This is a genomic window from Pseudolactococcus reticulitermitis (assembly GCF_002260845.1).
Taxonomy (GTDB): Bacteria; Bacillota; Bacilli; order Lactobacillales; family Streptococcaceae; genus Pseudolactococcus; species Pseudolactococcus reticulitermitis.
The window spans coordinates 95,830-120,483 of record NZ_BEDT01000004.1 but is presented as its reverse complement, the minus strand read 5'-3'; the positions used below and the strand labels follow the sequence as shown (position 1 = coordinate 120,483).

Below are 24,654 nucleotides of genomic sequence, written 5' to 3'. Positions count from 1 at the left end.
CGTCCGCTCAAAGGCTTGCTGCGATTTTCATCGGCAATTTTATATTGATTTAATTCACGGGCGTGTCGTCAAGTTGCCAAGTCAGATCTGCTGTGTAACTCGCTGCCCCAGCAACGCCTGCGGGTACGGATAGGGTTACTGCCGTGTCTTTGCTTGCCCCATCTGTGCCGCCAAAATCTAGCAAATTGGTGCCTGAGCCATGACCTGCGGTTGCCCCGAGTAGCGTTGGGGATTGTACCGTTGGCACCAAGACAGTTAAGGGGGTATAAATATCTGCAGGATTAGCTGTTGCAGCGCCCTGAATGGCTGCATCACCAAGGGTCACAGTTGCACCTGCTAGTGTGCTATGACCATTGGCGCGAAGCGCCGTATCGGCGGTTGTAAAATCCGTGAGGGTGACTTTCAAGTGCCAGCCTGAGAAAGTCCCGCGGTTATCGGATACTTGGACGTAGTTGGTTCGCGTGCTGCCATCGTTCAGAGCTTGTGCCGCAGCCTTGTAGCTTTCGGCGCGGTTGCTGATCGGATGCGCCCCAAAGTCAAAACTTGAGGCATAGACAATGGTAAGACTGGCATTGGCGATAGATGGCCCTTCAGGCGTTGTGCCTGAGGGATTGACCGGGGTGACAGCTTCCGTGGGATTTTGCGGATCCACTGGACCTGTCCTATCAGTCCCTGCGGTAAAGGCGACATAGCCGTCTGAATCGTAGGTTTGTGTTGTCGTGGCACGCGCGGCTTGCGGTAGGATGGTCAATGCTAAGCCTGCGAGTGCCGTAACTGTTCGATAAGTTACTGATTTTTTTGACACGATAACCTCCTTTCTGCGCTTTCGCTTTCTGTGATCTACCAAAACTTGACCTGTGCTGGTGTGCTGGGCAAGCGGGGGCATTCGCGAAATTGGTTCGCTCAGAGTCGATTAATTGGTAGGCAATTCAGCCAATATCCATTTTAGTGTTGTCTGATAAGCTGCCGCATCCTTGGGTGTCGCCCCTGGGACAAATAAGGTAACATCTGGGCTGAGCCCATCCGAAGTCAGATTGATTTGGTCGCCCCAACGGATAACCCATGTGCCTGCACCCGCGCCTGAAGTGGCGAGGGCGATTTGAGATTCCACACCCGGAATTAAGGTTTGGGCAGTGGTTGGCGCTTGTGGTGCGGCTTGCCTCGTGTGCGAGACAGGGGTGTGATTACTCAATGAAATCGCAGCCCCTGTCAATACGGGATATTGCTGTGGTCCTGTCGCTACTTGTGTGAACTGAGACAGCTCAACGACCTTTAAGACCCAGCCAGAAAATGTGCCACGTCTGTCCGTCACTTGGACATAGTTAGGTGTCAGGTTTGTCGCATTGACATAGGCTTGAGCTTTTGCCGTGTAAGTTTGGTCTTGGTTTGAAATCGCATGACTGCCAAAATCCAAACTGGAGGCGAAGTCAATGGTCAGCGCGCTGTTGCCACCGGGACTAGGGACTGAGCCATCTGGGTTTTGAGGGGTGACCGGAAAGGTCGGGTCAGGTCGATTAGGGTCTACCGGCAGTTGCTGACCGCTGCCAGCGTTAAAGCCGACAATGCCTTTCGAATCATAGGTTTGATGCGTTACCGCCTCAGTATGTGTCGTTAAACCCAGAACCATCAGGATGAGTGGCAGGCTTAACAAAGTTTTTGTTTTCACAGCACCCTCCTTTCTGCGATTTTACTTTGTAAAATCTGGAAACTTGACCTCCGCTCAAGTTTCTGGAACATCGCTCAATGTCCAGATAAGTTCTGTTTTATAGACTTTAGCCATCGCAGCACCGCCAGGAACTTTCAGGGTAATCGGTGACTTAGTTGAGATGGCATCTATTGCGAGATGCCCCCCACCATTTTCTTGATAATCGCTGTTATCTCCCCAACGGTAGGCCCATGTCCCCATCCCTTGTGCAATGGCAGCAGCCATGATTTTAGTCGCTGAGGTTGAAATTTCTTGTTCATTGGTCGCCACATATTTTGGCGTGTAACTGTTAGAACCTAGCGCTCTACCTTTATAGAAGAAGAGTTGTGCACCGTCCAATTCGGCAGCATCTGAATCATCCGATGTAAATTGCGCTGCTTCAGCGACAGTCAAAGTCCACCCCGCCTGAGTCCCACGGTTATCTGTGACTTGCACATAGTTAGGTCGCGTTTCATCAACATCAGTCCCATCTTTATCTTTACTGATATACTGGGCATGCGCATAGTAGGTCGCATTAATCCCTGAAACGGCTTGCTTACCAAAGCTCAAGCTTGACGCAAAGTCGATGGATAGCGGTGCAGCTGTCCCAGGATCTGGATCAGTCCCATCAGGATCTGTTGGTGTAATCAAGTCCTGTGGATTTAGCGGGTCAACTGGTGTCACTGTACCACCGGCTTCAAAGCTCACATAACCACCTGAGGTGTAAGCGGCGACATCAGTGGCACTAGCAGTTGTTGCAAAAATCGGTGCGAGAATCAGACCAGCAGTCAAGACTGAGGCTGAGGTTACGAGTCGTTTATTCATGAGTTGCTCCTTTCTGCGATTTCACGTCCTGTGAAATCTGGAAACTTGACCTACGCTATGCGCCGGCCAAGCAGGGACATTTGCGAACTTGCAGAACTTGCATCCGCTCAAAGGTTTTCTAAATTGCTTACTAATTTGACTGCGAAAGTTTGTGATGGCGTCACGACACTTTGACAACACCTGCTCTAATCATCTTGATAGACGGCTTATGGCGCTGGTATTACATCCTTTGCGTCTGTCTCACCTGTCCAGTCACCACCGGGTACAGCTTGCAAACTCCAGTAGAGTTCTGTTGAGTAAGCTGCGGCTTTTTGTACCACGCCTGCTGGAATAGTTAGGGTAATCGGTGATTTTGTGGCTTTGCCTGTGTGGTCTGATGTATCTGCCGTATTGACTGCGCTTGTATCATAATCGCCTATCGCGCCAAAGTGATAGAGCCAAGTGCCGGCACCTTCGCCATTGCCTGCACCTACGAGCTGGACTGCATGACCAGGGATTAATGTTCCAGACTCGACAAAAGTACTTGGCACGCCATCTTCTAAACCATAACCACCAACAATCGTCCCACCACTAAAGTTAATGGTAGCGCCGTTCAGGGCATAGCCTGGATCAGTATCGCTACCTGACCCCAGATGCAACTGCGCAGCTTGGGTCAAGGTCAAAGTCCATCCCGCTAATTCTCCTGACTGGTCTGTGACTTGCGCATAGAGCGGTACCGCTTTCACATGACTGCCTGAATCCCTAACCAAATCTGGGTGAGCATAATAGGTCGCTGCCTGTGAGGAAATGCTCTGCTTCCCAAAGAAAAGGGTAGAGCCATAGTCAACAGTCAGATTGCCACCTTCACCGCCTGTCCCAGGGATTTCTGGTGTGATGGGGTCGTCTGGATTTTCTGGATCAAGGGGCGTTGTGGGTCCCTCGCCAGCTTCTAGGGTTAGGTTGGCACTTGAGGTGTAGTCGCCACCAATCGTCGTTGCGCTGACAATCGCACTTAACGCTGCGCCTGAAATCAAGAGGGTTGCCAGCAATGTTGAGGCTTTCAGTATGGGTTTGTTCATCCTAGTTCTCCTTCTACGATTTGACTCCGTCAAATTTTGAACTTGACAACCGCTTACGCGCCTGCCAAGTGAGGTCATTTGCGAACCTTGTCCGCTCAAAGTCTTGATGTTGTTATTAGACATCGACTGCTAGTTATGGCTGTGTGCCCTCCTTTTTTCCTAAGTCCTGACCGACTTGATGATGTCGGGGACTACTCTGCGTGTTGTGCTGTTTGATTGAACTATTGGCGTGAGCGTTGCGACTGCACACCTCCCATCACAAGTATGACCAACATCACCCCTAGCAGGGTCGTCAACACCGGCGACTGCTCAGCCTCCCCCGTTGCCGGAAGATTGATTGCTGTGGTTCCTGTGCCGTCGACTACTGTCACTGGTAAATGGCTTGCAGGAGGCGGTTCTAGCGCTGCCCTATCACCTGTTGCTGCGGACGGTTCTTGCGATGACGGTGGCGACTCCCACTTTCCAGTAAAGCCAACATTCCCCTGTGTGGTCACATCCGTTTCATCTGCAAAAGCAGCAGCCGCTGGTAATGTCAAAAGCAATAGCATCAAAACTAAAACGTTTTTCTTATTCAAACCTCCCTCCTTTCTGAGCTTTCACTTCGCAAAAGCTTGACAACTTGACCTACCTGACGGTCAATCAAGGATTTTCTCATCTATTTCTTGTGTATCTTATCAAAACGATCCTATGCTTCCTGTGTTTTACTTCATCTGCTGATTGCTATATTTCATTTTTAATATATCTACCGCTTTATTATTATTTTTGTTAATTTATTTATACCAAAATGCTTATTTTTTTGCAAGTAATAAGATAATTCCCACAGCATTTTTCCCCAGCACGCCAAAAAAGCACCTAGCAGTCGTCTGCTAAGTGCTTTTCTTAGTGTGATGATTGCTAGGTCGACCTAGCCCATCAGAAGCTTATTTTTCAGTTAATGACGCCAAACCTGGCAAGACTTTACCCTCAAGAAGTTCCATTGAGGCACCGCCACCAGTTGAGATCCATGAGAATTTCTCAGCGTAACCAAGGTTGATAGCTGCTGCTGCTGAGTCGCCACCACCGATGATTGATTTAACGCCTGGTTGTTTCACGATTGAATCCATGACGCCGATTGTACCCGCTTGGAAGTCAGGGTTTTCAAATACGCCCATTGGTCCGTTCCAGACAACTGTTTTAGCGCCTGTCAATTCAGCGTCAAATTTCGCGATTGATTTCGGACCGATGTCAAGACCAAGGAAGCCAGGGTCGATCGCATCGCCGTCAGTATCTTTGATTTCAGTGTAACCAGCAAAAGCGTTGGCTTCTTTTGAGTCAACTGGCAAGATCAATTTACCGTCAGCTTTGGCAAGTAATTCCTTAGCGATGTCCAATTTGTCAGCTTCGACAAGTGAATCACCGATTTCGATGCCTTGTGCTTTCAGGAAAGTATAAGTCATGCCGCCACCGATAATCACTTTGTCAGCTTTTGACAAGAGGTTTTCGATAACACCGATTTTATCTGATACTTTTGAACCACCAAGGATGGCAACAAACGGACGAACTGGTGCTTCAACTGCTTCTTGGATGTAAGCAATTTCGTTTTCAAGCAAGAAACCAGCCACTGCTTTATCAACGTTAGCAGAAATCCCTACGTTTGAAGCGTGTGCGCGGTGAGCTGTACCGAAAGCGTCGTTGACAAAGATACCATCGCCAAGGCTAGCCCAGTATTTACCAAGCTCAGGGTCGTTTTTAGATTCTTTTTTACCGTCGATATCTTCAAAACGTGTGTTTTCAACCAGCAAGATTTCGCCGTCTTTCAACGCGTCAATCGCAGCTTCAAGTTCAGCACCACGAGTTGTACCCGTAAAGACAACTGCTTTACCTAATTTTTCAGACAAAGCTTTTGCAACGGGTGCAAGAGATTTACCTGCTTTATCAGCTGCTTCTTTAACACGACCAAGGTGAGAGAAAAGAATTGCGCGTCCACCTTGTTCAAGGATGTAATTGATGGTTGGTAACGCTGCAGTAATTCGGTTATCGTTTGTAATCACGCCGTCTTTCAACGGAACATTGAAGTCCACACGTACGAGCACTTTTTTGCCTGTCAACTCAACGTCTTTTACAGTAAGTTTAGCCATTTGGTTGTTGCCTCCATTAAATTGTATTCTATAAATCTACATAGTACATTATATCACAAAAAGTAGACGGGTGGCATATTAAATCACTTTTTCACGCGCCTCATCCGCCCCTAATTTTGATAAATGCTGATATGTTCCCTTTGGTGCGTCCCATTAAGCGCGATGTCACGCACAGCACTTGCAAAATCTGCCATCGAGAGATAACTTTCCCCAGACCTATTGACCGTGAAAATGTCGGTGGCTAAGCTGTAAGCCCCCGTTTCAGAGCCTGCTGGATCAAAGTAAGCTGCGGGCGAGACATAAGTGTAGTTGAGGTCACTCGCCTTGAGTTCAAGGGCCGCGTCACTCATCGCTTTAGCGACTGGATAGAAAGGCGCTGTCACAGAAACAAGGTCAATCTGACGTTTGGTGCGGGTCGCATCGCTATAAAGCGAGCTGGTTCCTCCCACGGCAATCAGGCGCGTCTGACGACCTGTTAGCAAGCTAATCAGATGTCGCATGGCTTGCAGGTGCTGAATTTCATGCCCCTCAGGCGCCCGAAAGGCTTCGATGACGACATCAAAGGGCGCTAGGTCTGCTTGTGTTAAGGCGAAAATATCTTTTTCGATGACAGGGATATCGACTGTTAAGCGACTGGCATTTCTCACGAGTGCGGTGACATTTGCCCCCGCAGCGACTAATTTTTGCGTAATCAAGCTACCCGCCTGACCTGTTGCCCCGATAACTGCGATTTTCATGCTTGTACCTGCTTTCTGAGTTTTGATTTGAGTATAACATGTAAAAGAGGGGGTCGTAAAGGAATTAGTTTTGACCGCCTGAGGGCAAGCAAAAAAGCAACCTCAAGGCTGCTTTTCCATGCTAATGATTAGAATTTTTTACGTTTACGAGCTGCTTCTGATTTACGTTTACGTTTCACAGATGGTTTTTCGTAATGCTCGCGTTTACGAGCTTCTTGAAGGGTTCCAGCTTTTGTTACTGAACGTTTAAAGCGGCGAAGCGCGTCGTCAAGCGATTCGTTTTTACGTACGATTGTTTGTGACATAGGATTTCACCTCTTTTCCGTTTCATAGTTATGCCAAAAGCATACCATATTAGTTTACCATGTTTTGGGTAAAAGTCAAGGGATTTGCTGATGTTTTTATCAATTCCTGCACATCCTATTTCCCAATCACTGGATATGGATTATTACTAGAAAATCCAGTATAATAAACCCAATAAGCTAGGTTAGAATTGGAGCAGACATGAAGAAAATAATCGTAGTATTAACCTTGATAACCCTTGCCGTAGCCATCTCTTTAAGCATGTTATGGATCACGACAAAACCAAGACGATTAGATAAAAAAGCGACTGGCAATTACCAGACGCCTACTTTGTTTGTCCATGGTTATGGGGGGAACTATGGCTCTGAAAAAAATATGATAGCAGACCTAAGTCAACATGCTGGTTTTCGTCAAGTCCTCAGATATAATATTGACAGCAAGGGCAAATTATCAGTCTCCGGTCACTGGCAACCAGATGTCAAACACCCTTTAATTGCTGTGGTCTTTAAAGATGGTAAACCCAACGCTAAAGACTTAAGTACGGTGCTGACCCAACTCAAAAACAACTACAAAATTCAGACCTTTAATGCTGTGGGACATTCGGCTGGTGCCAATGCTTGGGTCAATTGGGCCGTGAGTGCTGACAAGGAAAATAGGCCTGAATTACAACGCCTCATCACTATTGCTGGCCCATTTAATGGTTTTATGGAGATGTCTGAAAAAACTGATGAGACAAGTAGCCAGCTTAATGATGATGGTAAACCTAATATGATGGTTGATTCCTACAAATATCTGGCTGATAACAAAGCGCATTTTCCCAAAACGACACGCGTCTTAAATCTATTTGGCAATACAGGAAAAGAGAGTGATGGCGTAGTTCCCGTCAATTCTGCACGTGCTTTAAGCTATATCGTCCAAACAAACGCTAAAAGTTACACCGAGCATGAGATTACAAACAACAAAGCGCAGCACAGTCAATTACACAAACACAATCAAGTCGTCAATCACTATCTGTATGATTTCTTAACAGCAGATTGACAGTAGGCTAAAGATTAGCCAATCCTAAACAAATGAATCAAAAGGAGTGCTGCAAGCGTTTGAACGATCCCGACAAGTAATCCATAGGTTAAAAAGCTGAGCCCTGCTTTCATGAATTTTCTAAAATCAAGGCGTAAGCCAATGGCAGCGAGTGCAATCGTTTCAAACCACGTGCCAATTTGATGTGCACCCGCATTGAAAAAATGGGGTAGCATCACACTACTATTTAAGATACAAATGATTAAAAAGGCGATGACATACCACGGCACACTGACTTTTTTGAGAGTTTGCACTTGCGCCATCCCTTGCTTTCTCGCCCGCTGTTGAAAAATGAACACAACGACGACCAAAAAGATAATTCGCGTGATTTTAAAAAGCATGGCATAGCTAACCGTTTCGTGATTGATTAAACTAGCGCCTGCAACAACCTGACCGACCGACTGTAGCGTCCCACCTAATAAAGCACTACGCGCTAATAGCTGGTTACCATAAAGTAGCGTGCCTAAAAAAGGCAGCGTCAACATCATGACAGTTCCCATTAGATTAACGAGGGTAATGACCTGCCCTTTCTCTTCATCATTAGCCCCAATACTTGGAGCAATGGCACCAATGGCCGAAGATCCACAAACAGCGTTGCCACCTGCCATCATTGTTACTATACTATCGGAAAATCCCAAGCGTTTTCCGATAAAAATGGTTGAAACGATGACGATTGTCATCATCACCATAATATAGCCTAAACCATTCAGCCCTAAATGACTAATCGTCTGAAAGGTCACTGTAAAGCCTAGTAAAACGACCGAGTACTCTAACAACATACTCTCAGAAAACTTAGTCCCAACGTCTAAAGCTTTCTGTTTGAAAAAAGTATTTCCTAAAACAATCCCGAAAAGAATGGCAAGCGTCGCCCCACCTAAATTGGGTATCAAAATGGCAGCTATCTTGGCAATGACTGCGATTAAACTTGACAAGACCAATCCCGGTAGAATCGGCACATATTTTTTTAGCAAGGCATCCCTCATCTTATTTTATCTCCCTTACTTTCTTCTAAATGCCATGACATTTTAGCAAACCAACTAAAAAAGCGGTCAATCATGAACGCTTTTTATTGTCACTATCAATCAGAAATCTGCCACATTGTGATAAACTTTTTGCACATCTTCATCGTCTTCGAGGGCATCAATCAATTTTTCAAAAGTTTCTAAATCCTCGCCTGATAAGTCGACTTCACTTTGCGGGATCAATTCAAGTTCAGACACGGTGAATTCAGCAACACCATTTTCACGAAGCGCTTCTAAAGCTTTATGCAAGGCTTCTGGCTCTGTATAGACGATCACTTGATCTTCTTGTTGCTCAACGTCACGCACGTCGATTTCTTTTTCTAAGAGATATTCGAAAATCTCGTCTGCGTTATCCCCGATAAAACCGATGACACCTGTGTTATCAAACAGGTAAGACACTGAACCAGATGCCCCGAAGTTACCACCATTTTTGTTATAAGCCGCACGAACATTGGCAGCCGTCCGGTTGACATTGGTCGTCAAGGTGTCCACGATAACCATTGATCCGTTAGGACCAAAGCCTTCGTAACGTCCTTCTGTAAAGGTTTCATCGCTGCTCCCTTTAGCTTTATCAATCGCTTTGTCGATAATATGGCGTGGCACTTGCGCTTGTTTGGCACGTTCAATCGTAAATTTCAGTTTTGAGTTTGACTCAGGATCTGGATCTCCTTGTTTCGCTGCAGCGTAGATTTCCACACCAAATTTTGCATAAACCTTTGAGTTTGCGCCATCTTTAGCCGTTTTCTTTGCGACGATATTCGCCCATTTGCGTCCCATGATAAGTCCTTCTTTCGTATCCTTTTAACTTTATTATTCTATTTTATCACAATTTGACCATTTGTCAGCTATGCGCGTCATTTTTGACACTTTTTTCCTTTTGGGCTGCGCCATGCGTCTGCCTGAGCGGTGGTCGACCATAATTTTGTTCAGGGATGGCTGGATTGCCCAGACGATAGATGGCGTCTGCCTGAAGCGTGAGCCTATCCTGATAGGTTTTTCCGACCTTAGTCACGACATCCAAATTTTTTAGATAGCGCTGACCCGCTGCTGAAAAGCCTAACACATGCGGTTTGGGTTGGTCAAAACCCTGTGATTTAGGCACATTGACCAAAATATAAGTCAGCAACCGCCTAACTCGCGCCTTGGTATAGCGCTTGGTCACGACCGCATCGACTAAGGCTTCAAAATCTGTCGCTGTTTTAATGGCACTTGTCAATCTGACAGCCAGCTCGTCATTGACCTGAAAAATGTCGGTGAGATTTGCCGAGAGTAACTGATAGTTGAGCAAGGGAAAATAATCTGACCACTGAACTTTCGGTGCTGCCTGAAAACTGGCAAAATCTGGCATAAATCTTGATAAGTCTTTCTCTGCGTGCTCTCGAAGTGCTGTCGCTGACGCAAAATCTGACAAGGTGTCATCGTGAAAGCCTGAACCAATCCGCTTGACTGGGTGTAACTGGATTTCTGGCGCGACAGTCGCCACTGCCTTGGTATAGGCTAGAGCTAAGATATGATTAGGCGTGTTGCCATCAAATTGAACCTCGGCAAAAGTCTGCCACATCTGTTGCATCTTTTGCGGATAGGATAGATTTTTAGGTAAATCTGCTATAAATGTCTGAATCTCTGGCTCTTTTTCATGATAAATCTGACGTAACCTGTCATAGTCAATGGCATCAGAATCCGTCCCAAATACCAACTGGTCAATGCCTAAGTCAGCTAGCATTTGCACCGCATATTGGGCGAAATAGTCCGCACCCTGAACACTAGCAAAAAAGGGCAACTCGACGATGATGTCCGCACCATTTTTTAGCGACATTTGGGCACGTGTCCATTTGTCCACGATTGCGGGCTCGCCTCGCTGCATCCAGTTGCCACTCATGATGACGATTTTTAGACCTGATGCCTGTGACAGCAAATACTGATGCCCATGATGAAAGGGATTGAATTCTGCGATGACCCCTGAAACCTTGCCCAAATTTTCGCCTGAAAGGTCGCTCAAGGTCATGCCTTGTCCTGCCATTTCTCATAGACTTGCATGGCGATGTCAATTTCTTGTTTGTGCTGGGCTTTCAATTCTGCGTTGATGGCTTGTTTTTCGACCATTTCTGCCCGTTTCTTCTTGGCAAATTTGGCAAAAATCGCATCCAAAATTTCCCGCATCTGATGGCCAGCATTATCACGGACATCGTCGTCAAACTGATCAGACTGGTCTGTATAAATGACAGACATCTTCGTCCACTCATTCATGAAAAAGGTGTCAATTTCCTGATGAATATAGGCTGCCAGCTCTTTGGGTGTGCTGTCTAATTCTGCCAGAGCTTCCTGACGTTTAGGCGTTGAGACATAGCGTTTGATCGGGTCTATCGGTTGCGCTGACGCGTTTTTAGCACGCATGGCCTCAACTTTTGCTGCTGCCTTAAGCTCTTGCCTTTTTTGGCGACTTGGTCGTCTGACAAACCACCAAACGAGTAAAGCGAGTACCGCAATCCCAGATAATTTTTCAGAAACCATCGCAAGATCATACAAAACGACAAGTATTAAAATCACTTTTAACCACAAGGGCATTTTTCTTTGGCCTTTATCTTGCATGAAGTAGGCAAGCAAGCCAATGATAAGTGCGATACCTAAGTAGAACATAACATATCCTTTCTGCGATTTTATTTCATAAAATCTTGAAACTTGACCTGCGCTGACGGCTCCGTCCAAGCAGGCATTCTTTACTCCGATTTACTTGCCACAAAGAACCAGCGAGCGCTGTCGTCATCTGCATCAAGGGGAGCAAGGTCTTCAAAGTCAGCAAAGACTTGAACTGAGACAAAACCAGCATTATCTAGCATGGTCAGATAGTTATCAATCGTATAAGTTCGCTCATCGTGGACTTCATCACGGCGCTCAAATTTGCCGTCACTGTCTTTGACAAAGAAAGTCAACTCATGCGTGATACTGTGGGCTTTTTCTCCCGGAAATGAGTCCCAGATAAAAGCAAAATCTTCTTCGTTTTCATGATAGGCATAGCCCGGAAAGACATGATCGATTTGATGCACGGAGTGCACATCGAAGATAAAAGTCCCCCCCGCATTCAAGGCGTTGAAAACGCCGTCAAAAACGGCTTGAACCGCCTCGCGATCAGGCATGTAGCAGAGGCTGTCGCTATAACAGGTCACGGCATCATAGGTACCGACATCGCTCAAATCACGCATGTCGCCCTCGATAAAGCCGATACCGACCGACTCGTCCAGCTCGTCAAGCGCACGGTTATAGGCAATCGTCAGCATTTCTTCTGACAAATCAAGCCCCGTCACCGCATAGCCATCTCGCGCAAACTGCACAGAAAGCTTGCCTGTACCACAAGCAAGCTCTAGTATGTCCTTAGTTTCTGCCGGTAAATGGCGACGCGAAAAATCATGCCAAGCATCATAAAGCGTGCCATCCATAATCGTGTCATAAACGCGGGCAAATTCTTGATAATTATCCATAGCTTATGCGCTCAACCATGCGTCAACATCAATATCCGGTGCATCATGCCACAGTTTTTCAAGGCTATAAGTCAAACGCGCATCGTGGGTCATGACATTAATCACGACATCAATCAAGTCAATCAAGACCCAACCATCTGCGCCAACGCCTTCAACACCATGGATGTCGCCGCCATTTTTCTTAATCGCTTCTGTGATGTTATCGACAATGGCATCGATTTGGCGCGCATTCATGGCTTCCATCACGACCAGCGTATCCATCACACCGCTCACGTCGCGCATATCTAGGGCAACGATATTGAGCGCTTTTTTGTCATCTGCAGCTTTCACTACGGTTTGGAGTACAGTTTGAATTGTCATATTTTCTTATCTTTCTATTTTTCCGTTTGAATCAAAGCGCCACGAGGCGATACCGTGGTAAACAAAGGGCGTGCGTGCGAGGAAAAAACGGCGATTGCTAAACACTTCAGCACCCGTGCCGTTACCCGCAAAATTGCCCATGGCATCATAAACATGGCGGTAGTTTTTGAGTTCAAGTTCTTGTTTTAAGGACATGTCGCCTAAGAGTTGGCAAGGGTCAGGCGCATTATAAACGGTGGCGTCGAGGTTCTTGCGACAAGCGACGTACAGGGCTAAAAATCCGCCTAGTGAATGACCGGTCAGCGTGATGGTCAGGTCAGGATAATCAGCTTGGACAGCCTGATAAAACAGCTCTGCCTTTTGATGCTGCTGATTTTCTGAACTCGGCAGATTTTGCTTGGCGACAATCGTCGTCATATCCATCTTCAAGTCTCTCGCATCGAGTGGGTTCGTGCCAGCATAAGCGATGACAATCTGAGTCCGACTGACTTGTACAGCCATAGCCTGCATGCCAGTCTCATCATCAATCGTTCGAATGACCTGAAAGCGCTCATCTAAAGCATCACCCGCAACAATCGGCTCGAAAAAGTCTTGCTTGGCCATTTGATCATCGACATAGTAAGCAAAATCGCTGAGAAAATTATAGTCGAAATCAGTGATGGCATAGCTTTCAGGCAGGGTCCAAATCTGAGCATGCCGGCGAACGATAAAACGTTCATCTGAAAGCTGTCTCACCGCAAAATAAACATTTTGAGAACTTCTGATGTGTTTGTAGCCATAGACTGAGCCACGATGAAAATTGCCAAACCTAACCTCGGGGGCGTTCTTCAAATAAGTCCGAAATTGTCGCTTGCGTCTGTTCATCAACAAAGCTTGATAGATGCCTTGCCCACCATTGATTGCCAGAAAACCTGCCGTAAAACCTAGAAACAGACGTTTTTTAGTCCTATTTGAGTTGGTCAACATAGGCATTATAGGTCAAAATCGTTTGCGGATAGATGGACACATGCTTGCTAGCAAGAAAAGCGACTGTCTGAACGGTTTCATACGCCACCGCAGCATCTAAATCTTGTTCATAGGCAAGGAGCCGTGCAGTCTCAACACCCTCGAAAGTGCGCCCAGCTTCGACATAGTCTGCCACATACAAAAGCTTATCCAACAGCGTCATCTCAGCACTTCCGACCGTATGAATCTCAATCGCCCGCAGAATTTCTGGGTCAGTCAGACCCAAGTCTTCCTGAATTTTATAAATCCCGACAAGACCGTGCCAGACATTATTGTTCCAGTTGAGGAGATCTGAGTCTAGCTGATATTTCTTTATCAACTGAATAAAAGTCGCATCCGTTTCTTCCTTGGCATAATCATGCAGGAGACCTGCTAATTCTGCTTTTCTAGGCTCAGGATACTGCCAGCGCTCAGCTAATTTGACAGCGGCTTGGGCGACGTTTTGGACATGCTGAAAGCGTTTTTCAGACATATTTGCTGAGATTTTGTCCAACAGCTCCACTCGCGTCAGCCCAACTTCAGGATAAAACTCAAAGCCCATATAAGCCCCTCTCCTTAATCATCTCAAGCACCGCATCCGGCATCAAAAACTTTGGCTCAATGCCGTGACGCATCATATCTCGCAGATTTTTGGACGAGATGTCCATCTGTGGCACATCCACCCATAAAATAGGTAGCGATGTGCCCGTCCTGAATTTCGGTCGCTGTACGCCCACGAGTTGCACCAGTTGCGCGAGTTCTGACGCATTGTCCAGCTGTGACAGCCGACCAATCTCGTCACTGCCGGCAATCAAGTAAAAATCCGTCTCAGGATGATTGGCAATCAAGGTTTTGAGCGTCTCAATCAGCGGTTCTCTCGTGTGATGGAGCCGACCAGTCTCAATCCCAAAGCCTGGATGACCTTGCAGCCCCCGCGCCAAGAGGCTGAGAACCGTCCCATTTTCATCATCGTGCTCAGGCATGAACAACACGCGCTCAAGGCTGAGCTCCCGCCACACCTGATCCGCAATCACCAGATGCGCCAGATGAATCGGGGCAAATTTCCCGACAAAAAGCCCAATCTGTCGGCGCTCTCCCGTTTTTTGCGGCTCAAGTTCAACTTTCGTATAGGGGGTGAGAAGTTCAATGCCCATGATAACTCCTTTGACGTTAAAACATGCGTGAGGCTTTTTAGTCTGGTGCTGAGCCTGTCGGCTTATCTTTAAAAATCAGGCTTACAAGTCTCTAACTTTGAGGGAGAGTTTACGATTTTCGCGTTTTTCAGCCACTTTGAAAACGACTAAAATACGACCAATTTTTTGTATCACATCAAATGACATTTCTTCGATTGCTTCTGCCACATCGTTGATGTCCGCATCAGAGTTTTGGAGAATCGCCACTTTGATGAGTTCGCGGGCGTCCAAAGCTTTACGAATACTGGTTTTAATTTCATTGGTTAAACCACCTTTTCCGATTTGAACAATCGGTGTCAAATGGTGCGCCTCAGCGCGCAGATAGCGTTTTTGTTTTCCTGTTAAGTCCATCGTGTTCTTTCTTTATTTAGCGATAACCGCTTGTGTGCTGTCGATTTAAGTTTTAAATCTCTAAGTTTAATTTTACCATAATTTAGAGGAAACAAAAAGCACAAGCCCGCGTGTGAGACGACCTCATACTTTTAACGCATTACTTATTTTCACTACCACGTATTCTGTTCAGGGCAATCGCTGCTGAGTTGATACGCGCTTGCGCTGCCATCAACAACTGATTGTGTTCCTTAGTGACCTTGTCTACCATCTCTTTCTGATTGCCTTTAACCGTCTGAATGTCTGTCAGCATGTTCAGGCTAATCTTAATATTTGCTTTAACCGCCGCCACATAATCACCGTAGGCTTTGGGTAATGTGTCTAATTTTGCTTTCGGTGCTACTTTATCAATCGCTTTTAGATAGCCTTTCCCATTGGCAACTAAGGCGTCAATTTTGGCTTTATGATTATTAATAATTTCTTGTCCTTTTTCAGGCGAAATATCACCAGATGCACCCCACTCATTAATCATCGAGGTTGTCAGCTGGTTAGCCTCTATCCCATAATTTTGATAGTCCCGATTGTCATTCATTTTATTCATGACCGCAATCATCGGATTTGGTTTGGGCATTTCTACGGTCAGCGCCGTATACATGAAAGCGCCTAGACTTGTGAGCACAACAAGCAAAGCAAGCAAGAACACGCTCAAGTCGCGCTTCTTATTTTTTCCTCTGAGGAATTGACCTGAACAAATTAGCATCACCACAGCAGCAACTACTGCAATGCCAAGACCGATATAGGCTAACAGTTTTTCCTGAGCCAACAAACTCATCGTATTCATCATTTTTCCTCAGTATTCTCTTTTGTTCCCATTAAAAAACCATCATACCATAAACTGATGATGGTTTCAAACTGTATTAGGTTGCGGTTTACTGCAGTCTTAGACTTATTAAATTAAACTTTTTCTAACCACCACATCAACACCCTCAGGCACCCAAGCCGCAATAATCGCTGGCTTCGCAACACGAATCCAGCCTAAGCCTGAGAAGACAATGTCTGATTTACCTTTAATGGCAAATTCTTTCCGGACAAGTTTAGGGAAAGTTTCCATATCATCCTCACGTGGTGGCACTAAGAGACTGCCCTTGTGTTTGACATAAAACTCGTCTGCCTTTTCAAGCTTGGTTCTGTGAATCATCAAGTGATTATCAAAAAAACCTGTAAAGCCTTGCTTATCGCCTTTGATGAAATCAAAACGCGCCAAGCCCCCCATAAATAAAGTCTGACCTGCATTGAGCTGGTAAGTTTTGGGCTTAATTTCTTTCTTCGGACTGACTAATTTCAAGTCTTCAGGCCCGATAAAATGTGCCATTTGATGGCGATGAATAATCCCTGGTGTGTCAATTATAAAGCTCCCATCATCCAAAGGAATTTCGATTTTATCAAGGGTCGTGCCCGGAAAACGACTGGTCGTAATGACATCGCTATCCCCAGTCGCATTCTTAATAATCGCGTTTATCAAGGTCGACTTCCCAACATTGGTCACACCGACCACATAGACATCGCGACCCTCGCGGTAATTTTCAATCTCATCTACGAGGTCGAGCGTGTCATCGCGGTTATAGGCGCTGGTCAAGACGACATCAACAGGTCGTAAGCCCTCTTCATGGGCGCGTTCCCGCAACCAATTTCTGACCTTACTTTCCTTGACCGATTTCGGCAAAATGTCACGTTTATTGCCAACAAGCAAGACATCATTTCCCGCCACAAAACGATGCAATCCCGGAATAACTGACCCATTAAAGTCAAAAATATCAATGACATTGACAACCAAGGCATTAGTATTGCCGACTTCCGTCAAAAGACGCAAAAACTCGTCATCACTGATATTGACCGCCGCAATCTCGTTATAATGACGCAGACGGAAACAGCGTTGACAGTACAACTCGCCAGTTTCCAGCCCTTTTTCTAGCGCTGACTTGGGCGTATAGCCCACGCCGTCTTTGTCTGCCGTCTGAATCACCGCCCCACAGCCAATACAATGTAAATCTTCTAATGCCTCTGTTACTAAATCGCGTTCTGCCACTCGGGTTCTCCATATTTTTCTATTAACTTGCGCCACACGCGCCGTTCACGCGCCCGATTAAACTTCGTATTCCAGGCATCCGACTCGACCAAGGGCTGCACCAGTACACTGCGAACGCCCGCCCGCTTCGCCGCGCGAATATCCGTCATCAGCTGATCGCCGACCATGACCACATCCTCAGGCTTTTCACCCAAGACCGCCAAGGCTTTTTTGATGCCCATGTCGAAAGGCTTCATAGCACGACTGACAAATGGCACATCGAATCGCTCGACAGCTCTTTTAACGCGATCGTGATTATTATTGGAAACGACGATGACTTTGATGTTTGTTGCTTTCATCTCTGCCAGCCAAGCCCGCATCTCAGGCGTGCCATCAGGATTGTTCCAAGCCGTCAAGGTATTATCTAAATCGACCAATACAGCACGAATCCCATGCCGTCTCAAACTTGCTGCGTCCAGCTGATAAGCAGCCGTCAACAGAAAATCCGGTTTGTAATTTTCAATGCTCATATTTCCATTATAACACAATAACACAAAAGCTCGCCAAGTTTGGCGAGCCATGTAAAAAGGGGAAGGTTATGAAAAATATTTTAGGAATGACTTTATTATAAACTTGCTAACTTAACTGAGCCTTATCTGTCAAAAATAAAGCGGGTAAACTAATCAAGGCAAGGATAATAACCGATACCAGAAAGCCCATATGAAAACCTGAAAGTATGCCATTTGTGACAGTGACCGAGGCAACGACTGTCGCTAGTAACGCTGTGCCAAAACCAGAACCGAGGTTTTCAATCACATTGGCACCGACACTTGCTTGCGGTAATTCTCGCTCATCAAGACCTGTATAAGCATCGCTTGACAGGGGAATGGTGATGCCTCCAATGCTCATGCCACGAATAAAGAGAAGCACAGATAGCCAAATCAGACTGGTGTGGGACGTGACCAAAATAAGCGGAAGAGAGCCAATGATTGAGAGGACGACACTAACTAAGACAACTTTTTTCGCACCGACTTGATCAATCATCCGACCGATATAAGGCCGGGTGATTAGCATCCCCAGACCTTGTGGCATCAGCGCGAGCGCTGCCTCAATCGTGGTCAACTCTAGCATGTTTTGGAAAAATAAAGGAAGAATTAACATCGGTCCCATAATAGCAATGTTGGCGAGAAATAAGCCAATGCTGGTCGCTTTGAATGTCGTGTGGCGAAAGAGCGTGAGCGGCAGAACGGTTTGATGGGTCGTGCGACGGTCGTAGACGATGTATGCCAGCAGCAGCGCAAGACCGAGACCAAGCCAAATGAGCGTTGTGGGATTGGTAAAACTCGCTTGGTCTGCTGCCTTGGAAACGCCGAAGATGAAAGCCACGCTCATGGCTGCCAAAAGGAGAATACCGACAATATCCAAGCGACTTTCGCGATTGAAAGCGGGGAAATCAGGCAAATTTCTCATCATCAAGGGAACGGTAGCTGCGACCACTGCGATGTTGATGTAGAAAATCCATTGCCAAGAGCTAAATTCGATGATAAAACCGCCAAGCACAGGGCCAAAGATAGGGCCGAAAATCATGGGTGTTGTGACGATGGCGATTACTTTGCCGATATTTTCAGGCCCAGCCGTTTTAACGAGTAAAGTGGCCATTAATGGCGTGATAATGCCTGCGCTGAAACCTTGCAGGAGACGGAAGAAAATGAAAATCTCGACTCGCCAGCTCAGCCCCGCTAAGACTGAGGTGAGACCAAAAGCGAGGACGGCGAGAATTAGAACGCGCTTCCCATTAAAATGGTTCATCAACCAGCCAGAAATCGGGACAGCGACAGCAAGGGCAAGGATATAGCCCGTCATCCCCCACTGGATGACGGAAAGACTGGTTGAAAAATCCTGCGTGAGTGCTTTGACTGCGATATTGACCATGGTTGCGTCTAACATAGGGGCAATCGCTGCCAGTGTCAGTGTCCAAGCCGCTAGCATGGTTGGGCGGGGAATTTTATTTGGAGTACTTGTCATTGTTATTGGGTTACCTTTCAGAGGTCGATGATTTATTGTTTCCTTGTCAACATCATCAGTTTACCTTATTTTTGTTTCCTTGTCAACTATGTTCGCTCAAAAAAAAATAAAACCCGCTAAAGGTTTTATTTTAAATCTTGATCCAGATGCTGATTATAGGCCTCGACAAACCGTAGAATCGTTGTTAAGTCACAATCTGAAAAAGCCGCAAATACCTCTTGATCAGCTGCGATAAAGTCTTGGTGTAACTGACGATGAACAGCATCAATCTTTTGCCCTTCAGCTGTTAAAGCAAAATAGAGTTCTTTCTTATTATCAGGCTTCTGGTAACTGGTAATCATGCCTTTCTGTTCCAATTTTTTCGTGATTTTGCTAATCGCCCCTCGCGTCATATAAAGTGCAGCCGCAAGCCGTGTGACATTGGCATCTGGATGTAAGGCGATATATTCCAGATAAGCAATTTCTGATAAGCTAAAGCCTGACATCGCTTTTTCCATAATCGGCTTGCGCAATAGCAAGAGCTTATTATTCAGATCAGTAATGCCAGCCATGATGTGTTCTGATTTTTCCATAGCTTTATTATACCATATTTGTTTCCTATGCAACATAAAACCTCTCATCAAGTTTGGGCTTGATGAGAGGTTTTAAAAAGATACTGCTTGCTGAAATTGGCGGTCGCACCGCTGTCAGTATCAGGTAATTTGAACTTCCAGCTAACTTCCATAGAAAATAGACGGTTTGTCCGCACAAACTTCGTTTGCTTACGGCAAACCCCTAATTTTCTACAGAAGTTTACGGCTACGCCGTATCGCTATCAGTATCAGCAATCACTTAAACTCTTTCTTCAACTTATCAAAGAAACCTTCTGATTTCTGAGCTGAAACACTTTGACCGCTAGCTTTAGCAAAGGCTGCCAGCGCTTCTTTTTGTGCGTCATTGAGTTTCTTAGGTGTGACAATATTAACGATGACGTGTTGGTCACCATTCCCTGTCCCACGCAGTTTAGGCGCACCTTTACCACGCAAGCGGAAATTTTGACCGGTTTGTGTGCCTGCTGGGATTTTCAACTTGACATTGCCATGAACGGTTGGAATCTCAACTTCATCGCCAAGGGCTGCTTGAACAAATTCAAGGGGCATCTCATAGAAAATCTCAGAGCCATCACGTTCAAATTTGTCAGATGCCGCAACATCGAAAACAACGTAGAGGTCGCCATAAGGGCCTTGATTGACGCCAGCATCTCCGCCGCCCTGCATGCGCATTTGTTGACCTGTTTCAACACCTGCTGGGACTTTGACCTTCACTTTATGCTCTTGTTTTTCATGACCAGCCCCATGACAAGTTGGACATTTTTCTTTGATTTCCTTACCAGTGCCATGACAAACATCACAAGTCGCTGTTGTCATCACACGACCAAGTGGTGTGTCACGCGCGACTTGGACTTGACCTCGACCGCCACACTTGGCACAAGTAACAGGCTGCGTACCCGGTTTCGCACCATTGCCATGACAGGTATGACAGGCTTGCTCGCGATTATATTTGATTTCTTTTTCAACGCCAAAAATCGCTTCTTCAAATTTCAACTTCATGCGATACTGTAAATCTTGACCTTGACGTGGGGCAGTCGGATTGCTTTGCGCACCACCGCCACCACCGAAAAATGACGAAAAGATGTCGTCAAAACCGCCGAAGCCACCGCTTGAGAAACCATCAAAGCCTCCAAAACCGCCGCCGCCGAAGCCACCATTGGCACCGGCTGCGCCATATTGGTCATAGGCTGCACGTTTTTGTTCATCGCCCAGCGTATCATAGGCTTCTTGAATTTCCTTATATTTGTCCTCAGCACCCGCTTCTTTATTAATATCTGGATGGTACTGTTTTGACAATTTACGATAGGCTTTTTTGATTTCGTCTTGGCTGGCAGACTTGCTGACGCCCAGACGATCATAGTATTCTGTATTATCCATTTAGGTAAAACCTCTTTTAGTTTAATTAGTATTTTTAGTGTACATCTATTTTACCATGTTTGACCAATTTTGACAAAAAAATTAGCACTCTTTTTTTAGAGTGCTAAATCTTATTAATTTTTCAAGAAATCTCGAACATCCTTATCAAGGATAAGTTTTGCGAAAACAGTGAAAACGCCAGCAATCATGACCAGATTAATCACCACATCAAGTGGTGCTTCCATCACGCGCCCCATCATAAAGAAAGGCAGAACAAAATCAAGAATTGTCAAGATGACCACGCCGATATAAAACGGCAGACGCAAGGCTTTAAGCTTGATATAAAAGGAATCTTGCTCTAATGACTGTCTTTTCTGTAAGATAAGGATAATCGGAATGGCAATCACAGCAAAAACGAGCAGATAAACAAAAGAAGGGGTTTTTACCAGAATATCCGAGATGGGTCGATAAGTAATCAGCTGACGCAGATTGGCTATCCCCATTGCCAGAGCTGGTACCGCTAAGACTCCCGTCATAATCTTGTAAACAGGCTTGCCAACCAGCGCATTGATCAGGCTAACGCCAATCGCTGCTATTAAAGCAACGGATAAGCTTTCGCCACTCACTTGCAAAATTCTCTCCCCTGATATCGTCACATACTGAATCGGGATAAAAAATTGCCGCGTCAAATGTGTGATCAGAGATAAAATACTTGCCATCACTAAAGGAATACCTGTCCAATAGATAAATTGAACGACATGAACCTTAGAGATACCACCGATCCGTGCGCCAATAAAAGCCGTCACATTTTTAGACTGGTCAAGCACAATCGCTAAGGCAAAGGCGCCTACAAAAATCAGCAGGATATTTAGATCCATCAAAGCAATCAGATTAAACTTGACAAAGACATTCTTATCATCTCTACCAGCACCCGATATATTGCGATAGTCTTGGCTAGTATAAAGATATTTAGGCGCAGGATAATAGCGCAACAAGTCTTTTTTAAAGGTTTGATAGTCAGCGGGCGCCGATTCATAAATCATATGCCCCTTAATCCTATCTACCTTATAAAATTTGGAATTAATTGGTGTTAAATTTAAATACATCCGCTTTGATTCAGGTAACATGTTAGCGTAGACATCCATATCAGGATTTTCTTGATAGTATGTCCTAAATTTTTGATAATCTTTTTCATTGGTATATTGCGTCACAGCAGTTTCCCACTTACGCCATTGGACACCGTCATTGACCATGCTCGCCAACCCCCCCAACAAAAGCAAGGCATAGAGTGTGATAAGCCAGCCTTTACGTAACTTAAAATACGCTTTAAATACTTTTTTCATCCGAACTCCTTAATCTCATTTATAAACCGCAACTCTGGTCAATGCCGAACCGTGTGATTGCCTATTTTCATACGGCGTTAAGCGCGGTTTAACACCTTTTCCCTTTATCCCAGCTCTTTACGGAAAATATCCTCAGTCGTCACTTGAAGAATTTCAACAAATTTATAGGTTAAATAATCACTAAAGATACAGTCCAAAACATCATGTGGCACGAGCGCCAGATAAACACGCCCTCGCTGTTCCAAGATAATCGCCACTTCCAGTAGATTGCTCGGCAGTGTCTCCCCCTCGTAAACAAACTGAATTTTGACAATATCACTATCTTTTTCTTGCTCGACAATTTTGCTGTCTTTAATCAAGAAAACGCGATCCGCAAGGCTATCCAATTCCGCCAAATTATGCGTCGCAATCATCACACTTCTGCCCTGTTCAACAACTTCTAGCAAGAGCGTTTTGAAGTAATCTTTCACAAAAACATCCAAGCCGTCCAATGGTTCATCGAAAAGTAAATAAGTCGCACCACTCGCCACGCCAGCAGCTACTTCAATCAATACCCGTTGACCTTTTGAAAAAGAGGCAATCGTTTTAGTTTCTGATAAATCTTGATTGGTCAAAATATCAAAAAAAACTTGTCTATCAAATTTGTCGTAGAAAATTTCGAAAACCTCTGCTGCCTTGCTCGCATTGTAGCCAGTCATCCAGTTGGTTAAGGTATCCAGATAAAAAATGTCATTTAAATCTGCCGAATCTAGACTGATATCCCCTGTGTCTGACTGCATCTCACTTGCAATCAGGCGCATTAGCGTTGTCTTGCCAGCACCATTTCGACCAACTAGCCCAACAATGCTCCCAGTTTGTATATCCAGATTGACTTGCGACAAAATCTGCTGTCCATTGATTGCTTTACTAACATTTTCAATTTTCAAACTCATGATACACCCCCTCAACGATTTCTAAAATCCTGCTTTTCTCCACACACAGCAGCCGCATTTGCTCTAGCAAGTCTTTAAGTTCTTTTGTAAAATCATTGATCTGAATTGATTTGAGATTTTCAACATCCTGACTGACAAAATTTCCCTTACTGGGAATGGAGGTAATGACCCCTTCATTTTCTAAATTTTTATAAACCTTAGCTGCAGTATTAGGGTTGATTTTCTTCTCCAAAGCAAACTTTCGGACACTCGGTAATTTATCACCCGAACGCAAAATCCCTGACGCAATGTCGCCTTTGATTTCAAGCGATAGCTGTTCGTAAATGGCTAATTTATTCATGCTTATCCTTTCTTTTGCGTTATGTCATGTGTACTATTATAGACAGTACACTTTGTTTTGTCAAGAGAAAAACCATGATTGCTCATGATTTCTTCAGTTTTTTATGAATGGGTGCTGCGATTATTGTAAAAAGCACGGTTAGTAAAGTGATGATAATCGCTGGGATCAGCAATATCAAACGTGGGATATAGCCTAGGAACATCCGGCGATGCGGAACTTTTGTCGCTTCTAATTCAGCATCCAGGCGGTCAAACTCAGTTTCAATCCGACGTGCCACTTCAGCAATCCCCGCGCCGTCCATTTTCTTAATATCTGAAATGTCAATCGCTTTCCCGAAATTCATGTCGACCTGCTCGCGTTTCGCCAGTGCCTTGAAACTCATCGGTCCTTGATAAACAGCAGGTAAAATGCGGACTTTCGCCATTTTGGCAATGACGGCAACACCACCTTTGACGTCTGTCGAATGCCGAGAGCCGGAAGGGAACATAATCAGCGAACGGTTAGAGGTTTTCAGCACCTTTGTCGGATATTTGATGGTGCTAGGACCCGGATGGTCTCGGTCAATGGGGAAAGCACCACATTTTTCAATCCAATAGCCGAAAAAGGCGTTTTTGAAGAGCTCTTTTTTCGCCATAAAGATAAATTGCTTAGGCTTGGTTGCAAAGGCCATGTAAACGGGATCCCACCACGTTCTGTGCGGAGCGACGAGGATGTAGTTTTCAGATGGATCTAAAATTTTATCTTGATTGTGATAGTGAGCGTTACCATTGAGCATCCACAAGAGGAAAGCAACGAAATTTCTGAGGTAAGTGTAAAACATATTTTTTCCTTAATCTA

Annotated in this window: 29 protein-coding genes; 1 reads left to right on the top strand and 28 read right to left on the bottom strand. The window is 45.3% G+C overall.

The genetic code is table 11. The features are described 5' to 3' along the window. Positions 1–49 precede the first annotated feature (49 nt). The 8 genes from RsY01_RS08210 to rpsU form a co-directional block, all read right to left on the bottom strand. A complete protein-coding gene (locus tag RsY01_RS08210) occupies positions 50–805 on the bottom strand; it encodes a WxL domain-containing protein (protein ID WP_238594965.1) in 756 nt (251 codons plus the stop codon). A 108-nt stretch (positions 806–913) separates the two neighbouring features. Next, complete coding sequence (locus RsY01_RS08205; protein WP_238594964.1) at positions 914–1,666, bottom strand: WxL domain-containing protein; 753 nt, start codon at positions 1,664–1,666, stop codon at positions 914–916. A 54-nt stretch (positions 1,667–1,720) separates the two neighbouring features. After that, on the bottom strand, positions 1,721–2,509 hold the full coding sequence (locus RsY01_RS08200; RefSeq protein ID WP_094785073.1) for a WxL domain-containing protein: 789 nt from the start codon (positions 2,507–2,509) through the stop codon (positions 1,721–1,723). A 206-nt stretch (positions 2,510–2,715) separates the two neighbouring features. Further along, positions 2,716–3,567 (bottom strand): WxL domain-containing protein, encoded by an 852-nt coding sequence (locus RsY01_RS08195; protein WP_094785072.1) that lies wholly within the window; start codon positions 3,565–3,567, stop codon positions 2,716–2,718. A gap of 221 nt (positions 3,568–3,788) precedes the next feature. Continuing rightward, a complete protein-coding gene (locus tag RsY01_RS08190) occupies positions 3,789–4,142 on the bottom strand; it encodes an EF2685/EF0750 family sortase-dependent surface protein (protein ID WP_094785071.1) in 354 nt (117 codons plus the stop codon). 345 nt (positions 4,143–4,487) lie between these two features. After that, on the bottom strand, positions 4,488–5,684 hold the full coding sequence (locus RsY01_RS08185; protein WP_094785070.1) for a phosphoglycerate kinase: 1,197 nt from the start codon (positions 5,682–5,684) through the stop codon (positions 4,488–4,490). 110 nt (positions 5,685–5,794) lie between these two features. After that, complete coding sequence (locus tag RsY01_RS08180) at positions 5,795–6,421, bottom strand: NAD(P)-dependent oxidoreductase (RefSeq protein ID WP_094785069.1); 627 nt, start codon at positions 6,419–6,421, stop codon at positions 5,795–5,797. 128 nt (positions 6,422–6,549) lie between these two features. Continuing rightward, positions 6,550–6,726: a 30S ribosomal protein S21 gene (rpsU, locus tag RsY01_RS08175; protein WP_003137442.1), complete on the bottom strand. Its 177-nt coding sequence runs from the start codon at positions 6,724–6,726 to the stop codon at positions 6,550–6,552. 199 nt (positions 6,727–6,925) lie between these two features. Here rpsU and RsY01_RS08170 point away from each other — a divergent pair, with 199 nt between their 5' ends. Further along, the gene (locus RsY01_RS08170) at positions 6,926–7,762 is read left to right on the top strand and encodes an alpha/beta hydrolase (protein WP_094785068.1); all 837 of its coding nucleotides are present in this window, start codon (positions 6,926–6,928) and stop codon (positions 7,760–7,762) included. A 14-nt stretch (positions 7,763–7,776) separates the two neighbouring features. Here RsY01_RS08170 and RsY01_RS08165 read toward each other — a convergent pair whose 3' ends face one another. From RsY01_RS08165 to RsY01_RS08070, 20 genes are all read right to left on the bottom strand, one after another. Beyond that, on the bottom strand, positions 7,777–8,784 hold the full coding sequence (locus tag RsY01_RS08165; protein ID WP_094785067.1) for a YeiH family protein: 1,008 nt from the start codon (positions 8,782–8,784) through the stop codon (positions 7,777–7,779). Between the two features lie 99 nt (positions 8,785–8,883). Continuing rightward, positions 8,884–9,600, bottom strand: coding sequence for a YebC/PmpR family DNA-binding transcriptional regulator (locus tag RsY01_RS08160; protein ID WP_094785066.1), 717 nt, complete (start codon positions 9,598–9,600; stop codon positions 8,884–8,886). Between the two features lie 64 nt (positions 9,601–9,664). Continuing rightward, a complete protein-coding gene (locus tag RsY01_RS08155) occupies positions 9,665–10,843 on the bottom strand; it encodes a nucleotidyltransferase (protein ID WP_238594963.1) in 1,179 nt (392 codons plus the stop codon). Then, entirely contained in the window at positions 10,825–11,460 is a 636-nt protein-coding gene (locus RsY01_RS08150) for a hypothetical protein (protein ID WP_094785065.1), read from the bottom strand. Before RsY01_RS08150 ends, RsY01_RS08155 begins: the two co-directional genes overlap by 19 nt. An 80-nt stretch (positions 11,461–11,540) precedes the next feature. Then, the gene (locus RsY01_RS08145; RefSeq protein WP_094785064.1) at positions 11,541–12,299 is read right to left on the bottom strand and encodes a class I SAM-dependent DNA methyltransferase; all 759 of its coding nucleotides are present in this window, start codon (positions 12,297–12,299) and stop codon (positions 11,541–11,543) included. Positions 12,300–12,302: 3 nt separating this feature from the next. After that, on the bottom strand, positions 12,303–12,659 hold the full coding sequence (rsfS, locus tag RsY01_RS08140) for a ribosome silencing factor (RefSeq protein ID WP_094785063.1): 357 nt from the start codon (positions 12,657–12,659) through the stop codon (positions 12,303–12,305). A 6-nt stretch (positions 12,660–12,665) separates the two neighbouring features. Further along, the gene (locus RsY01_RS08135) at positions 12,666–13,625 is read right to left on the bottom strand and encodes a Tle-like phospholipase domain-containing protein (protein WP_157905806.1); all 960 of its coding nucleotides are present in this window, start codon (positions 13,623–13,625) and stop codon (positions 12,666–12,668) included. Next, the gene (yqeK, locus tag RsY01_RS08130) at positions 13,606–14,205 is read right to left on the bottom strand and encodes a bis(5'-nucleosyl)-tetraphosphatase (symmetrical) YqeK (RefSeq protein ID WP_094785061.1); all 600 of its coding nucleotides are present in this window, start codon (positions 14,203–14,205) and stop codon (positions 13,606–13,608) included. Before yqeK ends, RsY01_RS08135 begins: the two co-directional genes overlap by 20 nt. Beyond that, entirely contained in the window at positions 14,195–14,797 is a 603-nt protein-coding gene (locus RsY01_RS08125) for a nicotinate-nicotinamide nucleotide adenylyltransferase (protein WP_094785060.1), read from the bottom strand. Before RsY01_RS08125 ends, yqeK begins: the two co-directional genes overlap by 11 nt. Positions 14,798–14,878: 81 nt before the next feature. Continuing rightward, positions 14,879–15,187: a ribosome assembly RNA-binding protein YhbY gene (gene yhbY / locus RsY01_RS08120; protein ID WP_094785059.1), complete on the bottom strand. Its 309-nt coding sequence runs from the start codon at positions 15,185–15,187 to the stop codon at positions 14,879–14,881. 139 nt (positions 15,188–15,326) lie between these two features. Continuing rightward, positions 15,327–16,007: a DUF3290 family protein gene (locus RsY01_RS08115; protein ID WP_094785058.1), complete on the bottom strand. Its 681-nt coding sequence runs from the start codon at positions 16,005–16,007 to the stop codon at positions 15,327–15,329. 108 nt (positions 16,008–16,115) lie between these two features. After that, complete coding sequence (gene yqeH / locus RsY01_RS08110) at positions 16,116–17,252, bottom strand: ribosome biogenesis GTPase YqeH (protein ID WP_094785057.1); 1,137 nt, start codon at positions 17,250–17,252, stop codon at positions 16,116–16,118. Continuing rightward, complete coding sequence (locus tag RsY01_RS08105; protein WP_094785056.1) at positions 17,234–17,761, bottom strand: YqeG family HAD IIIA-type phosphatase; 528 nt, start codon at positions 17,759–17,761, stop codon at positions 17,234–17,236. The genes yqeH and RsY01_RS08105 overlap by 19 nt, the downstream gene beginning before the upstream one ends. 106 nt (positions 17,762–17,867) lie before the next feature. Continuing rightward, positions 17,868–19,256 (bottom strand): DHA2 family efflux MFS transporter permease subunit, encoded by a 1,389-nt coding sequence (locus RsY01_RS08100; protein WP_094785055.1) that lies wholly within the window; start codon positions 19,254–19,256, stop codon positions 17,868–17,870. Positions 19,257–19,381: 125 nt separating this feature from the next. Next, entirely contained in the window at positions 19,382–19,828 is a 447-nt protein-coding gene (locus RsY01_RS08095; protein WP_094785054.1) for a MarR family transcriptional regulator, read from the bottom strand. A 255-nt stretch (positions 19,829–20,083) separates the two neighbouring features. After that, the gene (gene dnaJ / locus RsY01_RS08090; RefSeq protein WP_094785053.1) at positions 20,084–21,223 is read right to left on the bottom strand and encodes a molecular chaperone DnaJ; all 1,140 of its coding nucleotides are present in this window, start codon (positions 21,221–21,223) and stop codon (positions 20,084–20,086) included. 113 nt (positions 21,224–21,336) lie between these two features. Next, positions 21,337–22,545, bottom strand: a complete 1,209-nt coding sequence (locus RsY01_RS08085; RefSeq protein WP_094785052.1) for a hypothetical protein — start codon at positions 22,543–22,545, stop codon at positions 21,337–21,339. Between the two features lie 104 nt (positions 22,546–22,649). Beyond that, positions 22,650–23,477 (bottom strand): ATP-binding cassette domain-containing protein, encoded by an 828-nt coding sequence (locus RsY01_RS08080; protein ID WP_094785051.1) that lies wholly within the window; start codon positions 23,475–23,477, stop codon positions 22,650–22,652. Beyond that, complete coding sequence (locus RsY01_RS08075) at positions 23,461–23,817, bottom strand: GntR family transcriptional regulator (RefSeq protein ID WP_094785050.1); 357 nt, start codon at positions 23,815–23,817, stop codon at positions 23,461–23,463. Before RsY01_RS08075 ends, RsY01_RS08080 begins: the two co-directional genes overlap by 17 nt. An 82-nt stretch (positions 23,818–23,899) precedes the next feature. Beyond that, positions 23,900–24,637, bottom strand: a complete 738-nt coding sequence (locus tag RsY01_RS08070) for a lysophospholipid acyltransferase family protein (protein ID WP_094785049.1) — start codon at positions 24,635–24,637, stop codon at positions 23,900–23,902. Between the last annotated feature and the right edge of the window lie 17 nt (positions 24,638–24,654).

Excerpts from the sequence above, each read along its gene's own strand:
- RsY01_RS08150 (WP_094785065.1), bottom strand. The coding sequence starts at position 11,460 with ATGTTCTACTTAGGTATCGCACTTATCATTGGCTTGCTTGCCTACTTC.
- RsY01_RS08180 (WP_094785069.1), bottom strand. The coding sequence starts at position 6,421 with ATGAAAATCGCAGTTATCGGGGCAACAGGTCAGGCGGGTAGCTTGATT.
- RsY01_RS08160 (WP_094785066.1), bottom strand. The coding sequence starts at position 9,600 with ATGGGACGCAAATGGGCGAATATCGTCGCAAAGAAAACGGCTAAAGAT.
- yhbY (WP_094785059.1), bottom strand. The coding sequence starts at position 15,187 with ATGGACTTAACAGGAAAACAAAAACGCTATCTGCGCGCTGAGGCGCAC.
- RsY01_RS08165 (WP_094785067.1), bottom strand. The coding sequence starts at position 8,784 with ATGAGGGATGCCTTGCTAAAAAAATATGTGCCGATTCTACCGGGATTG.
- RsY01_RS08200 (WP_094785073.1), bottom strand. The coding sequence starts at position 2,509 with ATGAATAAACGACTCGTAACCTCAGCCTCAGTCTTGACTGCTGGTCTG.
- RsY01_RS08105 (WP_094785056.1), bottom strand. The coding sequence starts at position 17,761 with ATGAGCATTGAAAATTACAAACCGGATTTTCTGTTGACGGCTGCTTAT.
- RsY01_RS08195 (WP_094785072.1), bottom strand. The coding sequence starts at position 3,567 with ATGAACAAACCCATACTGAAAGCCTCAACATTGCTGGCAACCCTCTTG.
- RsY01_RS08155 (WP_238594963.1), bottom strand. The coding sequence starts at position 10,843 with ATGGCAGGACAAGGCATGACCTTGAGCGACCTTTCAGGCGAAAATTTG.
- dnaJ (WP_094785053.1), bottom strand. The coding sequence starts at position 21,223 with ATGGATAATACAGAATACTATGATCGTCTGGGCGTCAGCAAGTCTGCC.
- RsY01_RS08145 (WP_094785064.1), bottom strand. The coding sequence starts at position 12,299 with ATGGATAATTATCAAGAATTTGCCCGCGTTTATGACACGATTATGGAT.
- RsY01_RS08135 (WP_157905806.1), bottom strand. The coding sequence starts at position 13,625 with ATGTTGACCAACTCAAATAGGACTAAAAAACGTCTGTTTCTAGGTTTT.
- RsY01_RS08125 (WP_094785060.1), bottom strand. The coding sequence starts at position 14,797 with ATGGGCATTGAACTTCTCACCCCCTATACGAAAGTTGAACTTGAGCCG.
- RsY01_RS08170 (WP_094785068.1), top strand. The coding sequence starts at position 6,926 with ATGAAGAAAATAATCGTAGTATTAACCTTGATAACCCTTGCCGTAGCC.
- RsY01_RS08075 (WP_094785050.1), bottom strand. The coding sequence starts at position 23,817 with ATGAATAAATTAGCCATTTACGAACAGCTATCGCTTGAAATCAAAGGC.
- rsfS (WP_094785063.1), bottom strand. The coding sequence starts at position 12,659 with ATGACAATTCAAACTGTACTCCAAACCGTAGTGAAAGCTGCAGATGAC.
- RsY01_RS08185 (WP_094785070.1), bottom strand. The coding sequence starts at position 5,684 with ATGGCTAAACTTACTGTAAAAGACGTTGAGTTGACAGGCAAAAAAGTG.
- RsY01_RS08095 (WP_094785054.1), bottom strand. The coding sequence starts at position 19,828 with ATGGAAAAATCAGAACACATCATGGCTGGCATTACTGATCTGAATAAT.
- RsY01_RS08085 (WP_094785052.1), bottom strand. The coding sequence starts at position 22,545 with ATGAAAAAAGTATTTAAAGCGTATTTTAAGTTACGTAAAGGCTGGCTT.
- RsY01_RS08070 (WP_094785049.1), bottom strand. The coding sequence starts at position 24,637 with ATGTTTTACACTTACCTCAGAAATTTCGTTGCTTTCCTCTTGTGGATG.
- rpsU (WP_003137442.1), bottom strand. The coding sequence starts at position 6,726 with ATGTCACAAACAATCGTACGTAAAAACGAATCGCTTGACGACGCGCTT.
- yqeK (WP_094785061.1), bottom strand. The coding sequence starts at position 14,205 with ATGGGCTTTGAGTTTTATCCTGAAGTTGGGCTGACGCGAGTGGAGCTG.
- RsY01_RS08100 (WP_094785055.1), bottom strand. The coding sequence starts at position 19,256 with ATGACAAGTACTCCAAATAAAATTCCCCGCCCAACCATGCTAGCGGCT.
- RsY01_RS08080 (WP_094785051.1), bottom strand. The coding sequence starts at position 23,477 with ATGAGTTTGAAAATTGAAAATGTTAGTAAAGCAATCAATGGACAGCAG.
- RsY01_RS08115 (WP_094785058.1), bottom strand. The coding sequence starts at position 16,007 with ATGAATACGATGAGTTTGTTGGCTCAGGAAAAACTGTTAGCCTATATC.